Origin of the sequence: Streptomonospora litoralis (assembly GCF_004323735.1) — a bacterium.
In the GTDB taxonomy this organism is placed as follows: Bacteria; Actinomycetota; Actinomycetes; order Streptosporangiales; family Streptosporangiaceae; genus Streptomonospora; species Streptomonospora litoralis.
In genome coordinates this window covers 363,927-379,379 of the sequence record NZ_CP036455.1, presented here as the reverse complement: position 1 = coordinate 379,379, position 15,453 = coordinate 363,927, and the positions used below count along the sequence as shown (strand labels likewise).

The 15,453-nt window shown below is 72.3% G+C and carries 14 protein-coding genes; 1 reads left to right on the top strand and 13 read right to left on the bottom strand.

Translation table 11 applies throughout. The features are described from left to right. Window positions 1-23: 23 nt before the first annotated feature. The 4 genes from EKD16_RS01740 to EKD16_RS01725 form a co-directional block, all read right to left on the bottom strand. Window positions 24-446, bottom strand: a complete 423-nt coding sequence (locus EKD16_RS01740) for a DUF4395 domain-containing protein (protein ID WP_131096763.1) — start codon at window positions 444-446, stop codon at window positions 24-26. 296 nt (window positions 447-742) lie between these two features. Further along, entirely contained in the window at window positions 743-1,300 is a 558-nt protein-coding gene (locus EKD16_RS26565; protein WP_394347303.1) for a TlpA family protein disulfide reductase, read from the bottom strand. 4 nt (window positions 1,301-1,304) lie between these two features. Beyond that, window positions 1,305-2,000: an LmeA family phospholipid-binding protein gene (locus EKD16_RS01730; protein ID WP_131096762.1), complete on the bottom strand. Its 696-nt coding sequence runs from the start codon at window positions 1,998-2,000 to the stop codon at window positions 1,305-1,307. 247 nt (window positions 2,001-2,247) lie between these two features. Continuing rightward, a complete protein-coding gene (locus tag EKD16_RS01725; protein ID WP_131096761.1) occupies window positions 2,248-3,489 on the bottom strand; it encodes a putative quinol monooxygenase in 1,242 nt (413 codons plus the stop codon). Between the two features lie 185 nt (window positions 3,490-3,674). Between EKD16_RS01725 and EKD16_RS01720 the strand changes: the two genes are divergently transcribed. Then, window positions 3,675-4,598 carry an HAD family hydrolase gene (locus EKD16_RS01720; RefSeq protein WP_131096760.1) on the top strand — a complete coding sequence of 308 codons (924 nt, stop codon included), beginning with the start codon at window positions 3,675-3,677 and terminating at the stop codon, window positions 4,596-4,598. 83 nt (window positions 4,599-4,681) lie between these two features. Here EKD16_RS01720 and EKD16_RS01715 read toward each other — a convergent pair whose 3' ends face one another. The 9 genes from EKD16_RS01715 to EKD16_RS01675 form a co-directional block, all read right to left on the bottom strand. Further along, entirely contained in the window at window positions 4,682-5,692 is a 1,011-nt protein-coding gene (locus EKD16_RS01715; protein ID WP_131096759.1) for an NAD-dependent epimerase/dehydratase family protein, read from the bottom strand. A gap of 137 nt (window positions 5,693-5,829) precedes the next feature. Beyond that, window positions 5,830-5,928, bottom strand: a complete 99-nt coding sequence (locus tag EKD16_RS01710) for a 30S ribosomal protein bS22 (RefSeq protein WP_013155353.1) — start codon at window positions 5,926-5,928, stop codon at window positions 5,830-5,832. Between the two features lie 344 nt (window positions 5,929-6,272). Continuing rightward, entirely contained in the window at window positions 6,273-6,911 is a 639-nt protein-coding gene (locus tag EKD16_RS01705) for a histidine phosphatase family protein (RefSeq protein WP_131096758.1), read from the bottom strand. Between the two features lie 337 nt (window positions 6,912-7,248). Beyond that, on the bottom strand, window positions 7,249-8,538 hold the full coding sequence (gene hemL, locus EKD16_RS01700; RefSeq protein WP_131096757.1) for a glutamate-1-semialdehyde 2,1-aminomutase: 1,290 nt from the start codon (window positions 8,536-8,538) through the stop codon (window positions 7,249-7,251). A 106-nt stretch (window positions 8,539-8,644) separates the two neighbouring features. Further along, window positions 8,645-9,415, bottom strand: a complete 771-nt coding sequence (locus EKD16_RS01695; protein WP_242677370.1) for a carbohydrate ABC transporter permease — start codon at window positions 9,413-9,415, stop codon at window positions 8,645-8,647. Window positions 9,416-9,602: 187 nt separating this feature from the next. Next, complete coding sequence (locus tag EKD16_RS01690; RefSeq protein WP_242677369.1) at window positions 9,603-10,520, bottom strand: carbohydrate ABC transporter permease; 918 nt, start codon at window positions 10,518-10,520, stop codon at window positions 9,603-9,605. A 10-nt stretch (window positions 10,521-10,530) separates the two neighbouring features. Beyond that, on the bottom strand, window positions 10,531-11,928 hold the full coding sequence (locus tag EKD16_RS01685) for a Gfo/Idh/MocA family protein (protein WP_131096754.1): 1,398 nt from the start codon (window positions 11,926-11,928) through the stop codon (window positions 10,531-10,533). Window positions 11,929-11,990: 62 nt separating this feature from the next. Beyond that, window positions 11,991-14,138 carry a hypothetical protein gene (locus tag EKD16_RS01680; RefSeq protein ID WP_207391407.1) on the bottom strand — a complete coding sequence of 716 codons (2,148 nt, stop codon included), beginning with the start codon at window positions 14,136-14,138 and terminating at the stop codon, window positions 11,991-11,993. Next, window positions 14,125-15,444 (bottom strand): ABC transporter substrate-binding protein, encoded by a 1,320-nt coding sequence (locus tag EKD16_RS01675; RefSeq protein ID WP_207391406.1) that lies wholly within the window; start codon window positions 15,442-15,444, stop codon window positions 14,125-14,127. Before EKD16_RS01675 ends, EKD16_RS01680 begins: the two co-directional genes overlap by 14 nt. Between the last annotated feature and the right edge of the window lie 9 nt (window positions 15,445-15,453).

The following is a 15,453-nucleotide window of genomic DNA, read 5'->3' as shown; positions in this document are numbered from 1 at the left end:
GGTTCCGTGTCGTTCAGGCGCCGTCACGGGGTGCGGCCCACCGGGGCCAGGCGGCGCATCAGCAGGTACATCTCGCAGCCCAGGCACAGGCCGAAGGCGGCGTTGAGGAAAGCGGCGAGGAGCGCGAACGCCGTGGCGGCGATCCCCAGCCAGGCGCCCGCCACGAGGTAGCCGAGCAGCCCGGCCAGTGCGAACACCAGCCCGACGGCCTGGGCGAACCGCGGCGGAGCGGGGTCCTCGGTCTCCCGCGGCGGTCCCAGCCGGGGCCGGATCAGCCGGGCGTAGGCCAGGGCGTAGGGCGAGTGCCGGACTCCGGCCGCGACCGCGACCGCGAACACCAGCGCCTGCACCGCAAGCAGCCAAGCGCTACCGGTGACCAGCACGATCGCGAGTACGACAGTGGTGACGGCGGCGGCGAAGCGCTGACCTCGCGGGTCGACCTGCATCGTGGAGTTCCCACCCGGGTGAGTGCTGCAAGGAGTCGAGGGGCGGCCGGCGGTCGGATGCGCCCGGCCGAACGGCGGGCCGGGGCTCAGGCCCCGAGGCGGTCGGCTCTAGCGGACAGCACGACAGAGCGCGGTGGCGACGTGGCAGAAGTCCACGGCGCGCCGCTTGGTCAGGAACGGCTCTGTCGGAGAACTCACGTCTGCGATGGTACGGGGTGCGCAGCCGGATGTCACGGGTGGGTCGACTCACAGGCCCCGGCCCGGCCTGCGCATCCGCGCCGGCCGGTGGCGGGAGGCTACGGGATGGCCTCGCCGAGCGCGGCGATCACGTCGGCCTTGCGGGGCGCTCCGCCGGCCCGGCGCGAGATGCGCCCTGCCGCGTCGAGGACCAGCACCGTGGGGGTGCGCACGACGTCGAGCCGGCGCACCAGGTCCAGGTGCGACTCGGCGTCGATCTCGACGTGGGCCACCCCCTCGACCATGGCGCCCACTTCGCCGAGGATGCGCCGCGTGGCGCGGCAGGGCTGGCAGAACGCCGTGGAGAACTGCACCAGCGTCGCGCGCTCGCCGAGCTCGGCTCCCAGGTCGGCGGCCGTCAGGCGGTCCGGCACCTGCGGGGCAGCCGTTGCGCGCCCGCTTCGCTCTGCGTCCATGCTCGCCGACTCCTCCCCCGCCGACTGCGTCGCCACCGGCAGCGGGCGCGCCCGGCGGCGCGTGCGTTCGGCGTTTCCGACCGCGCGGAAGCGGCCGTCCCGGCGGCGCCGCAGCAGCCCGAAGGCCGTACCGAGAACCAGCACCGCCGCGAGGGCGGCGGCGCCGGCGAGGGTCTCGGAATCCAGCGCGCCCGCGTCCACGAGGCTACCCCTGCGTCGTCGGCGAGCCCACGAGCTCGACGTCGCTCGCCTCGGCGGAGACCTCGACGCCGTTGGGCAGCGCCTCGATGCCGGTGACCTCCAGGCCGAAGGGCATCTCGGGAACGGGCACCTGCATCGCCAGCATGTCCTCGACCAGTCCCATGCCGCCGAGTTGGCTCTGCCCGATCTCGATGTTCGACGGCGTGACCAGGATGGTGTCGCCCTCGACCGCGACCTCCAGGTCGGCTGAGACCGGCGTGCTGTACTGCCCCAGCGCCAAGTCGCCGGACATGCGCGGGCTGCCGTTCTCGTTCTCGATGACGATGCCCTCCGGCAAGCGCTTCTGCAGCTCGCTGTAGGGCAGCATGACCTTCGCCCGGGCCGTCCCCGCGACCACGCTGGGCTCGGTCATCAGGTCGGCCAGCGGCGCCCGCACGTCGCGCGCGGTGACGTCGACGCGTTCCAGCTGCACGTCCCCGACCACGATCGCCCCGGTCACGATCCGGATGCGGTCGTACTCGCCGCTGATGGCCTGCGTGAGGAAGGGGAAACCGCCGATGGTGACCTCCGGTTCGGAGGACATCTCATACTGCTGCTCGACGCGCGAGGCGATCTCGCTCTCCGCGGCGTAGTGCAGGCCGCGGTCGGCTATGGCCACCGCGATCAGCACGAAGATCACAAAGACGAGGAACTTACGCATCGGGCTACCAGCACGCTCCTGTTGGTTCGGCGCCCCGCCCGGCTCCGACGTCCGGCCGGCGGGCACGCCACGGCGGCGTCGGAGGGCGCTCAAGCTCGGTACTTGATGGCAGGGTACTTCACCCGTTTCGCGGTGCCCGGTTCCGGTGGAATATCCCAGCGAACTCTGACGGAGTACCCAGGCGGGCGACCCGCCCCGGCCGACGGGGCGCCGCGGGGACGGCACCGGCCGCGCGCCGAAGAAGAGGTTAGCGCGGCATCAGCATGCTGGCTAGGTTGTCGGTCGCCGAAGCACCGGAGAGCGAGAGCTCGATCACGTTGGTGGCCACGATCGCGCCCGCACTGCGCCGGCCGAACTCCAGCACGTGCGGCTGCTGCTCGTGCTCCTCCATCGCCAACTCGTCGCGGTAGAGGGCGTAGACGATGCGCTGCGAGGGGGCGCTGGGCACCGTATGGCAGGCGAAGAGCAGGGTGTCGGGCTCGCGCCGGGCGACCTCGTCGACGACGTCCTCGGCTGCCTCGTCGAACGCCTCGCTACGGCCGTCGGCGAGGGTGTAGATGGTGATCACTCCGAGCAGCCGCTGCGGGCGCGACGGCGCAGCGGATCCGCGCCCCGCAGCCGGGGCACGGCCCTCGTCCGGGGCGTCATGGCCGCCGTAGTCGTCGTAGTCCCCGTAGTCGTCGTAATCGTCGAAGTCGTCGCGTTCGCGCCTGCGGCGCCTGCCCCACACAGCGTCCTCCTCGTCGTCGTCGGCGCCGTCGCGCTCGTCGTCGTAGCCGCCGCGGTCCGAGCGGGAGCGTCCCCGGCCAGCGCGGCGGCTCTGGCGCTCGCGCGGGGGATCGACGGCCCGCAGGAATCCGACCCACAGCGCCGCGAGCGCGCCGACCATCAGCAATTGCCCGAGAATACCCAGGCCGAAGCGGCTGACGACGACCTCCAGCAGCACCGAGAGGGCCATCAGCGCGAGCACCGTCAACTCGTGCTTGGACACCCGCGGCCGATCGCCCATCCGCCGAGCCGCCGCGACCGCGCAGGCGACCAGCGCGACCCCGGCGAAGAGGTGCACCATCCCGAGCGCCAGGGCCGGGATGGTGTCGTAATGCTCGCGCATGACGGGGTAACCGTTGTCGAATCGGCCGCGCAGCCGGTCCATCACGAGCACCACCAGCGGCACCACGCCCAGTGTGGTCACGACCAGGCGGGTGCCGAAGCGCGCCCGCGGGGATTTCACGGCGTACTCCACGGCGCCCCACGCGGTCAGCAGCGGCGCCAGCAGCCCGATCCCGATCTGCAGCACCCGGAAGGTCGCCTCGGAGAAGCCGAGCAGCGCACCGGGGAAGGCGGTGCTGAGCGCGACGGCGAGGGCGGCCGCCGCGCCCGCCCAGGCAGCCGTGAAGAGCCGCGGACTCCTGGTGCCGCGGGCGACCAGCGCCGCGGTGGTGCTCCATGCCACCAGGGCGCAGACGAATGCCAGTCCAACCTCGACCATCCCGCTAATGATGGTGCACTCGAAGGGCCGATCGTGAACGCACGCGTAGGAATCTCCGCCAGATTTGTCCCACTCACCTCCATATGCGCGGAATCAGGTGTTTAACATGTGAGTTACCTCACCGGACATATCGCGGTTCCCGCACGGTGTCCGGCCGTGCGTGCGCGGGTCTTAGGCTCGGAGGCATGTGGCGCTATCTCCGTCGAGACGACCGTGGCCGCGCCGCCCTCGCCGGGGAAGCGTCGGCGGCCGCGGCCGAAGCCCGCCAGGGCGGCGGCCGGGCCGGCGGCACCCGCACCCCGCCGGTTCCGGCGGGCGCCACCGCCGCCGCGGCGCGCGACGGCGCGCCCATCGCGTTCTTCGACGTCGACAACACCCTGATGCGCGGCGCGTCGATCTACCACTTCGCCCGCGGGCTGGCCGCGCGCGACCTGTTCACCACGCGTGACCTGATGCGCTTCGCCTGGGGGCAGTTGGTCTTCCGTGTCAGCGGCACCGAGCAGTCGCAGCAGATCGACGCGGCACGTGAGGCCGCGCTCGCCTTCGTCGCCGGACACGACGTCAACGACCTGGTGAATCTGTGCGAGGACATCTACGACGATTCGATGTCCGACCGCATCTGGGAGGGCACGCGGCGCCTGGTCGACCGCCACCTCAAAGCCGGTGAGCGCGTCTGGCTGGTCACCGCGACACCCGTGGAGCTGGCCGACATCATCAAGCGCCGCCTGGGGCTGGACGGCGCGCTGGGTACCGTCGCGGAAACCGTGGACGGCGTCTACACCGGCCGCCTGGTGGGCGACCTGTTGCACGGGCCGGCCAAGGCGGCGGCCGTGGAGTCGCTGGCCCGCCACGAGGGCGTGGACCTGGCCGACTGCACCGCCTACAGCGACTCCAGCAACGATCTGCCGCTGCTGCGCGCGGTCGGCCGTCCCAACGCGGTCAACCCCGACGACGCGCTGCGCGACCACGCCCTCACTCGGGGCTGGCCGGTTCACGAGTTCCGCACGCACCGCGCGGCCCTGCGGGTTGGCCTACCCGCGGCGGCCGCCGGAGCCGTCGCCGGCGGTCTGGCGATGAGCGTGCTGCGGCGGCGCCACCGCCGCCGATAGGAGGCCGCGGGCCGGTTTCGACGACTCGGCCGCCGACACCGGGCCGCACCGGCGCCGGGCGCGCCATGCGCCCTGCGAACGGCTCAGGCGCCCAGCGCGGGACGCGGCCGATGCCGGTGCCTGCGGGCGGCGCCGTGCCCCCGGTGGCCGCCGGAGCGCTCGGTCAGATAGGACTCGAACGCCTCCTGGGACGTGTAGGCAGGCGACCAGCCCAGCACCCGCTCCAGCTTGCTGAAGTCCAGCACGCGGTCCGAGCACAGCAGCCGCAGCTGGTCGGGCGAGTAGTCGAGATCCGCGCGGCGGGCGAGACCGCCGAAGACGCGCAGTCCTCGCTCGGGCACCGCGAAGCGGCGCCGGCCCACTCGGCGCAGGCACTGCGAAAGCGGGAGCGACCCCGACCCGGCAACGTTGAACACGCCGACGCCGTCGGTCAGCGCCATCCGCCGGACGGCTTCGACGCCGTCGTCCTCGTGGATGAACTGCATGCGGGGGTCGTATCCGCGGACCGTGGGCACCAGGCGCAGACCCAGGTAGCGGGTCAGGGGGGTGTCGACGGAGGGGCCGATGAAGCTGGCGAAGCGCAGCACGGCCACCGACAGGTCGGGGCGGCGCCGGGCCAGCAGAGCGGTGTGCTCCTCCACCTCGGCGGCGTTGTGCGCGTAGGCGGAGCGCGGCATGCTGCGGGCCGCGCGGTCCTCGGTGCACAGCAGCGGGTCGTGCACGGACTGGCCGTAGACGGCGGCGCTGGAGCGCACCACCAGGCGCTCGACGGCCGGGGAGCGCTGGCAGCCCGACAGCAGCTGCATCGTGCCCAGAATGTGGCCGTTCGCGGCCGCGGCGCGGCCGGGCGCGTGGCTGTCGGCGGGCGTCAGTCCCAGGTGGAGCACGGTGTCGGCACCGGAGTCGGCCACCGCCTGCGCCAGGTTGCCGCCGTGCAGATCGGCCGCGACATGCTCGACGGGCCCCAGCGGGTGGCGCGGCGGCGCGGTGTCGACCCCCACGACGCGGTCCACGCCGGCCTCGCCGGCCATGGCCTCGGCCACGCGGGCCCCCAGATAGCGGGAGACCCCGGTTACCAGTACGACGCGGCCCATCAGACACGCCTCCACGAGTCGAGGGGGTGTTGCCGAAAGAGGGGGTATCCGCGGCGACCGAAGGACCGCGGGGCCGCGAGGGCCTCCGCAGCACCCGGTGTCCGCGGAGGGACCGGCCTCTGCTGCCGAAGTGTCGGCTACTTCTTGTTGCGGCGCGCGACGCGGGTCCTCTTCAGGAGCTTGCGGTGCTTCTTCTTCGCCATGCGCTTGCGGCGCTTCTTGATGACGGAACCCATGCGGCTCACCTCTTCGCCTGCGGACCTGATGACACGGCGGCACGGCTATGCCCGCTGCACAACGGGCAGCGCGCGTGCGGTACCGGCGGATTGAATGCGGCGGGATCCGTCCCGTCCTTGGGCGGGGCGCGCTGGAACGCGCGCCGGTAGGAGACGCCGCACCCGAACGACCAGCCTACCGCGTAGCGCAATGCGCTCGGCGCAGGGAGTCGGCAGTCACACCGTCCGCGCGGTCGACGCCACCGCTGCGGGCGGCGCCGTCCACTCTCCGGACTCGGTAACGCCCGAGCGTCCGCCCGAATTCCCGAGGGCCCGCCCGGCGCCTGAGCGGCGCGGCGCGCCGCTCAGGCGCCGGGAACGAGCGGACCCTTCCCGCGGTAGAGCGCGGCGGCGGGCTCGGTGTAGCCCACGCTGACGAGCTTCTGGTCTTCGAAGGTCAGCGAGGTCACGCTGGCGAGGTTGCACTGCCGGCGGTCGGGGCGGTGCCACAGGCGCTTCTGCTCGGCCGCGCGGCGGGCCATCCAGATGGGCAACTGGTGGCTGACGCAGACGGCCTCGCGCCCCCACGCCTCCTTGCGCACCACCTTGATGGCGTCGACCATGCGCGCCACGATGCGCGAGTAGGGCTCGCCCCATGAGGGCCGGAACGGGTTGTACAGCCGACGCAGTACCTGCGGGTCGCGCACCGACCGCGAGGAGAGGCTCATGCCCTGGAACGTGTTGCCGGCCTCGATCAGCCGCTCGTCGAACCGGACCGCCAGCCCGAACTCGTCCGCGACCGCCCCGGCGGTCTCCTTGGCGCGGTCCAGCGGTGAGGAGTACAGCGCGGCGATGTCGCGCCCGGCGAACCAGTCCGCGGCCAGCGCGGCCATCTCCGCGCCGTTTTCGCTCAGGTGGAACTCCGGCAGCCGGCCGTAGAGGATCCCGTCCGGGTTGTGGACTTCACCGTGCCTGAGCAGATGCACAACGGTGGTCGTACTCATGTGCGGGCGACCGATTCCCTTCCGATCGATGCGGGGCGGCGCTTGGGCGGATGACGGGCACGGCTCGCCCGCGGCGCCGATGCGCCCGTCAGGCGAGTACGGAACCGGCGTCGCCGGGCCGGGTGCCGGAGTCCAATCTATCGACCGCCGCTCGCAGCGCGTTCACCGCGGGGCGCGCCGCGGGGCGGCGCGCCCGAGATCGTTGACGGGGGCTGTGGGAGCACCCGCGGATACGGCGAAGGTGCTCCCGAGGAATCCGTCGGGACCCCGCAGACGGGGCCCCGAGGGGGACCTGCACGGCCCGCAGCCGGCACGGAAAGCTCTCGTCGACGTCCGGCTAGACCTGCGCCGCTGCGCGGGCGGCCCGGGGCAGCGCACTCACGATGCGGTCGACCGCGGCGTCGTCGTGGGCGGCCGAGAGGAACCACGCCTCGAAGGCCGCCGGGGGCAGGTGGACCCCCTGGTCGAGCATGGCGTTGAAGAACGCGGCGAAGCGGTCGAGGTGCTGCGCCCGCGCTCCGTCGAAGTCGGTGACCTCATCGCCGGTGAAGAAGACGGTGAACAGGCTGCCGCCGCGCTGGACGCGGTGCTCCACTCCGGCGGCGGTCAGCTCGCGCTCCACGGCGCTCGCGACCTGGTCGGCGGCCGCGTCGATGCGCGCGTATACGTCGTCGGTGGCGTTGCGCAGCGTCGCCAACCCGGCCGCGGTGGCAAGCGGATTTCCGGAGAGCGTGCCCGCCTGGTAGACGGGCCCGGCCGGAGCGAGCAGCTCCATCAGCTCCGCACGGCCGCCGAACGCGGCCGCGGGCAGCCCGCCGCCCATGACCTTGCCGTAGGTCACCAGGTCGGGCACTACGCCTTCCAGCCCGTACCAGCCCGAGCGGCTGACGCGGAACCCGGTCAGCACCTCGTCGAGCACCAGCAGCGAGCCGTTCGCCGCGGCGATCTCCTTCAGCTTCGCGTTGAAGCCGTCCGCGGGCGGCACGACGCCCATGTTGGCCGGGCAGGCTTCGGCGATGACGCAGGCGATGTCCTCACCCTCCTCGGCGAAGACCCGCTCGACGGCGGCCGCGTCGTTGTAGGGCAGCACGATGGTGTCGGCGGCGCTCGCTCCGGTGACGCCCGGGGAGTCGGGCAGCGCGAAGGTGGCCACGCCCGAGCCCGCGGAAGCCAGCAGCGCGTCGACGTGACCGTGGTAGTTGCCGGCGAACTTCACCACCTTGCCGCGGCCCGTGGCGGCGCGTGCCACCCGGATCGCCGACATGGTCGCCTCGGTGCCGGAGTTGACCAGCCGGACCCGCTCGACGGGGGTGCGCGCGGCGATCTCCTCGGACAGCTCCACCTCGCCCGCGGTCGGGGTGCCGTAGGAGGTGCCCTTGGCCGCGGCCTCGGTCAGCGCCTCGACGACCGCGGGGTGGGCGTGGCCCAGGATCAGCGGCCCCCAGGAGCAGATCAGGTCGACGTAGGTGTTGCCGTCGACGTCGGTGAGGTAGGGGCCCCGGCCCGATGCCATGAACGGAGGTGTTCCCCCCACGGCCCCGAACGCGCGGACGGGCGAGTTCACCGCGCCGGGGACGACGGCGCTCGCTCGCTGGAAAAGCTCGGCGGAAGTCTCTCGTGTACCCACGTACCCAAGTGTGGCAGGAGCCGCCCGCCGACCGGGCACGCCTCGGGCGGCCGCAGGGGCGCCGCGGGCGTGCCCGCGGCCGCTGCCGAGGGGGTGCTTCCCTGCCCTATTTCAGGCCGGTCGTGGCGATGCCGCGCACGAGGTAGCGCTGGCCGAACAGGAACAGCAGGAAGATCGGGACCAGCGAGACCACCGACATCGCCATCAGCGAGCCCCAGGAGCTGTCTGATGTGGAGTCGACGAAGGTCCGCAGTGCGACCGGAACCGTGTACATCTCGGGGTCGGTGAGGAAGATGAGTTGGCTGAAGAAGTCGTTCCAGGTCCAGATGAAGGTGAAGATCGCGGTGGTGGCCAGGGCCGGGGTGGACAGCGGCAGCATGATCTGCAGGAAGATGCGGCCGTGCCCGGCTCCGTCGATGTGCGCCGCCTCGGTCAGGTCCCGCGGGATGCCGCGGAAGAACTGCACCATCAGGAAGATGAAGAACGCGTCCGTGGCCAGCAGCTTGGGCACCACCAGCGGCAGGTAGGTGTTGATCCAGTCCAGCTGCGAGAACAGGATGTACTGCGGCACGATCACCACGTGGATCGGCAGCATGATCGACATCAGCATGACCGCGAACCACAGCTTGCGGCCGCGGAAGTTGAGCCGGGCGAAGGCGTAGGCGGCCATCGAGCACGAGACGAGGTTGCCCAGCACCGCGCCGGCCACGATGACGAACGAGTTCATCAGGTAGTGGGTGAAGGGGTGCGTCAGGGCGGTCCAGCCCGCCGTGTAGTTGGTGAGGTCGAGTTCGCTGGGAATCAGCGAGGGGTCGCGGAAGATCAGCGCATTGGGTTTGAAGGAGCTCGCGACCATCCACAGCAGCGGGTAGATCATCACGAGGCCGGCGGCGATCAGTACGGCGTGCTTGGCGGTGCGGCGCAGGAGGTAGGGCCAGTCGGCTCTGTGGCGCGGTCCGGCCTCAGGCGCCAACGCCGACCCGGGCGGCGCCGAAGCGGCGGGGGCGGTCGGCGCAGGCTCGGCACGCTGCGGTTCCCGGGTGTCTGCTCCGAGCAGTTCGCGTTCAGTCATTGTAGAAAACCCAGTACTTCGAGGCGAAGAAGTTGACCGCGGTGAGCGCCGCGATGATCACCAGCAGCAGCCAGGCCATCGCCGACGCGTAGCCCATGTGGAGGTTGGCGAAGCCCTCCTCGTACAGGTACAGCGTGTAGAACAGCGTCGAGTCGATCGGTCCGCCCGTTCCTCCGCTGACGACGAAGGCCTGCGTGAACGCCTGGAAGGCGAAGATGATCTGCAGGACCAGGTTGAAGAAGATGATCGGGGTCAGCAGCGGAATGGTGACGGAGCGGAACTGGCGCAGCTTGCCCGCCCCGTCGATGGCGGACGCCTCGTAGAGGTCGTTCGGGATCTGGCGCAGCCCGGCCAGGAAGATCACCATCGGCGAGCCGAACGTCCACACGTTGAACACGATCAGCGTGCCCAGCGCGTAGTCGGGGTGGGCGATCCAGCCGGGGGCGTTCTCGAAGCCGATCATTCCCAGGAGCTGGTTGATCAGCCCCGCGTTGCCGAAGATCCGCCGCCACAGGATGGCGACCGCCACGCTCGCACCCAGCAGCGACGGCAGGTAGAACACCGACCGGTAGATCGGCAGGCCGCGCAGCCCGCGGTCGAGGAACAGCGCGAGCCCCAGCGCAGCCGCCAACTGCAGCGGGACCGAGACGAACACGTAGGTGAAGGTCACCCGCAGCGAGGTGAACAGCCGCGGGTCGTTCGCCATCGCGATGTAGTTGTCCAGCCCGGTCCATTCGGGCGCGTCCAGCAGGCTGTAGTCGGTGAACGACAGGTACAGCGAGGCCGTGATCGGGCCGACGGTGATCAGGGCGAGGCCCACGAACCACGGCGCCAGGAACACCAGCGCGGCCCGGTTGTCGCCCTGTTCGGCCGGGCTGGTCCGGGTGCGCGCCGCCTTGGTGCGCTGCATCGAGGCGAGTTCACCGATCGCCGACATGGTGCATCCCCTCCCGTGGCGTGTCCGTGGCCGCCGAGGCCGCCGACAGCGGGGGCAGGCCCAGTTCGGCGATGCGCACGGGCAGTCCGGAGTCCATCGACGCGTTGGCGGCCAGGCCCACGGCGACCGAGGCGAGGCCGTCACGGTACTCGGCCCGCCTGCCCAGCGGATCCGGCGCAGGGGTGCCGAACACGTCCTGCAGCAGCAGGGCGTCGCCGCCGCCGTGGCCGCCGGCATCGTCCTCTTCGATCGGCACCGGCCGGGCCCGCTCCCAGTGCCGCTGCACGGTCAGCCGCGAACCCCGGCGGCGGCCGTCGCTGTCGGCCGTGTCGGCGACGGAACTGGCGTCCAGTACGAACCTGCCGTCCGGTCCGGGCAGCACGGCGCTGCGTTCGACGACGTCGAGCTCGGCCCGCCCGGCGGTGCCGTTCACCGCCACGCGGTAGCCCTCCCAGGGGCTGTGCGCGTTGAGCGAGTAGGTCAGTACGGCGCCGCCGCCGTAGCCGACGAGGGCGGCGACGTTGTCCTCGATGGTGATGCCCGAGGAGAAGACGTCGCGGTCGCGCAGGTAGCCGTCGTTGGCCTCGGCGTCCCAGTAGAGCGAGCGCAGCACCGCGTCGTCGCGCAGGTCGAGCGCGAAGGGATCGGTGCTGGGCGGGTCGACCGTTCCGCGCTCGGGACGCTCGCCCAGCCCGCGGGCGCGGGCGTTCTCGTCGCCGTAGAAGCGCAGGCCACCGGAGGCGAACACCCAGCCGGGGGTGTCCGCGAGCCACCAGTTCACCAGGTCGAAGTGGTGGCTGGCCTTGTGCACGGCCAGTCCGGCCGAGCGGCCCTTGTCCCGGTGCCAGCGGCGGAAGTAGTCGGCGCCGTGCATCGTGTCCAGCGCCCATTCGAAATGCACGGAGGTGATTTCGCCGATCGCGCCGGACGCCAGCACCTCCTTGAGCGCCGCGTTGCGCGGCGAGTAACGGTAGTTGAACGTCAGCACCAGCGACCGGCCGGACTCGGCGGCGGCCGCGGAGATGGTCCGGCACCCGGCGACCGAGGTGGTCAGCGGTTTCTCCAGCACGACGTCGGCTCCGGCCCGCATGGCCCGCGCGACCATGTCGGCGTGGGTCCAGTCGGGGCTGGTCACCACGACGGTGTCCACCCGCTCGTCGGCGATCATGCGTTCAAGGTCGTCGGGGCCGTAGCGCGCGGGCGGCCGCGCGCCGGGCCGGTGCGCGGCCACGAGGCTGTCCGCGTGGTCCATCCGGGCCGGGTTGGGTTCGCACCAGGCGGCCAGTTCGGCGACGTCCGCGTACTCACCTGCCAGTGCGGCGATGAAGAACTGCGCACGCGCCCCCGTGCCGACCACTGCGTACCGCCGGTTCTCGGTCATACCTCTCCTAGGCTCATCGGGTGTCGTCCTCTGCGGGTCCACTCGCGCCGCGCGGTCCGGCGTCACGGCGAGCGCACGAAGCCCTCGTGCCGCACCGTCCAGGCCCCGTCGCGGGGGAACCCGGGTGACGCCGCCCCGCCGTCGCCGTCGAACCCCCCGGCCATCAGCGCCAGCGCGGCCAGCAGGCCGCCGTTGCCGGGCAGGTAGAGCGGGAGGGCGGCGTGCTGGCGGTTGTGGCCGTTGGGCAGGTGGCGGTTCTTCGGGGTGTCGAGCAGCAGCACGTCGACCGCCGTGTCCGGTTCGCCCAACCGGGCCGCCGCCATGGCCAGAGCCGGGAAGTCCCAGCCCCACGCGCTCTCCCAGTCCCAGTCGGCGAGCACGTCGTGCAGGGTTGCCCGGACCACCTCGGGGTCGGCGACGTCGCCGGCGGGCACCGGTCCGAGCGCGTAGACCATGGACGGGTGGTCGGTGCGCACCGTGAACGGCTCGACGGGGATCGCGGCGTAGCGGCCGTCGCGCACCAGCGGGCGGCGCATCCCGGTGCGCACCTCGTCCCAGTGCGGTTCGCGCGCCGCCCCGGAACGTGTCCGCCATGTCTGGGCGACGCCCAGCGCCCACGCCCAATAGGCCAGCTCGAACGGCGGGTCGTGCGCCCGGTCGCGGAGGTCGGCGTAGGACTCCTGTGCCGGGACCAGCGGCGGGCCGAGGGAGAAGCCCTCGGCGGTCGGCTCCGCGAAGTCGGCCATGAAGTGCGCCGTCTGCTCGACGAGCTCGGCGAACTCACCCGGCTCCGCGCCGGCTCGGCGCAGCAGTTCGGCGAGGTGGATGACGTGCGGCTGCTGCCAGAGGAGGAACGGTCCGATCGCGCTCGGGCTCTCCCTGCCCTCGGGCCCCACCTGCTTGGGCCAACGGGCGCCGCTGTACCCCTGCACCGCGGCCGTGTGCCGGGCTCGGGGCAGGATCCGCCGGTAGAAACCCATGCTCCGCAGCAGCAGCTCCGGCCTCCCCCACAAGGGGAAGTGTGCCGCGTGCCACCAGTGCATCTCCAGGTGGAACCGGCCGCGCCAGCTGTTGCAGGTGAGTCCGGTCTCCTGCGGCGGCAGGGAGCCCGCGCACTGGATCGCGGTGAGGTACTGCGACAGCACCGCCCGGCGTTCCAGTTCGGCCGCGCGCGGGTCGGTGCTGCCGGCGAGGTCGAGCGCCGCCCCGCGCTCCCAGAACCGGGGCCAGTGCTCCCGGCTGGCCGCGAACACCGCATCCGCCGCCGATCCCGCCGGATCGGCGCCCGCGCCCTCGGCGAAGGTCACCGCTACGTCGAGCACCTCCGCGTCGGTGGTGACGACGAGCTCGTGCTCGCCCGAGCGGGCGACGGCGGCCTGCGGCGAGACCCGCACCCGCACGCGGTAGAGGGGGTCGGGCGCTCCGTCGAAGCGCCGCCGCACGAGGACGCCGTCGGGCCGCCGCTCGACGTCGTCGGCGTGGGCGCCGGGGCTGGACCAGTCGGCTGCGCCGCTCCACGACTGCGAGCCGTAGGGGAAGGCGATCCGGACTCCGGATCCGGGCTCGCCCGAGGTCCGCTCGATGCGGAACGCGACGGTGTCCTCGCCGGGATGGCAGGCCGTGTGGACCCGCAGCGACCGGTCCCCGAGGGCGAACTCGCTGCGGATCACCCCGGTCCACAGGTCCAGGACCTGGTGGCACCGCCCCAGCTCGCCGGCCCGCGGCGCGCGGTGGCCGCGGGCCGCGGGCAGCACCAGGCCGATGCGGGCCAGGTCCAGCCGGTGCGGGTTGGCCCGCAGCCACCGGCTCCCCTCGTCGAGGGCGGAGTCGTCGGAACCGTCCATCGGCGGGGCGTCGACGTAGCCCACGTCGCCCCGCGCGGTGCGGTAGGGCCGCACCGCGCGGGCGAGGTCGGCGCTGTCGGGGCGGGGCGTGCTGTGCCATCCCCACTGGGACTGCGTGCCCAGCAGCGTCCCGGGAGCCGTACTCGCCGGGTCGGCCACGGGGTAGTGCTCGGGGAACGTCTGCAGTCCGGTCGCGTCCACCGTCAGGCACAGTTCGCCGTTGCCCACCGACAGCGCCGAGCCCGGGTCGATTCCGGCCGCCTCGACCCGGTGGCGCTCGACGAGCGATCTGCGGTCGATCCGGCCGGCGGAGACGCCGGGGGCGCTCCCGCCGGCCGGATGCGCTGCCGCGTCAGGAGACGGCATCGGTGAGTCCCGTGACGAACTGCTCCGCGCCTTCGGCCGGGCTCTGCCGCCCGAAGAGCACCGACTCGTTGGTCCTCTGCAGCAGGTCGACCGACTCGGTGGAGCCCGTCGGACCGATGACGAAGTCGCCGTCGACGAGCCCGCTCATCCGGTCCACGAACGCGAACTCGACCTTCTGGCTGTCGGTCAGGTCGCCTTCCAGGTGCGCACGGATCTCGGGATTGGCCGGGATTCCCCGGTCGGACTTGATGAACTCGGCCGCCGCCGGGTCGTTGACGAGGAAGTCGACGAGCTTGGCCGCCGCCTCGGGGTGTTCGCTGCGGCGGCTGATCGTGTACAGCTGCGACGCCTGCAGCCACATGCCGGTGCCCTGGGCGGTGGTTTCGCCGGGGGCGCGGAGCAGGACGAGGTCGTCGCCGGAGCCCTCTCGGAACGCGGCGAGCTGGTTGGACCAGGCGAGCTTCATGCCCGCCCTGCCCTGGCCGAGCAGCGTCTGCTCGGGTGCCGCCTGGGCGGCCAGTTCGGCGGTCATGCTCGCGGAGGGGGTCGCGCCGGCGTCGGCCATTCCGGTGGTCAGTTCGAACCACTGCGTGACGGTGCCCTGCTCGACGGCGACCCCGCCCTCGGGCGAGTACAGGCCCAGGCCGGTCCGCTGGTTGGCGTAGAGGTCCAGCGTGTCGGGCTGGGTGGGGTCCTCGGAGCCGTAGGTGTCGCCGGAGGTGGCCGAGGAGATCTCCTCGGCGATGTCGGCGTAGTCCGCCCAGCTCCACGCGTCGTCATCGGGGAGTTCGACCCCGGCCTCCTCGAAGACGGCCGGGTTGGCGATCACGGCGAAGGTGTTCACGCCGGTGGGCACGCCGTAGCTGCTGCCGTCGAACTCGCCGTTGGAGAGCGCTTGCTCGTCGAGTGCGCCCAGGTCCAGCTGCTCGGAGACCTCGGAGAGGTCCAGCAGCACGTCCCGCTCGGCGTACTCGCGGGGGTAGGCGCCCCCCATGGTGATCACGTCGGGCTCGTCTCCGGCCGCGACGGAGGTGGACAGGCGGTCGAAATAGGACTCGAAGTCGATCGACTCCGTTTCGACCCGGATTCCGGGGTTGGCCTCCTCGAAGGCGTCGACCGCCTGGTTGGTGATCCTCGCGCGCTCCTCGTTGCCCCACCAGGAGAACCGGATGGTCACCGGGCCGTCGTCTGCCGAGCCGCCCCCGCAGGCTGTGGCGAGCATGGCGGTGCCCGCCAGGGCCGCCGCCAGGCGAAAGGTCGTCCGGTGGCGGTAAATCCGCCTACCGGTGGCTGGTAGTTGCCGCATGAGCTGTAC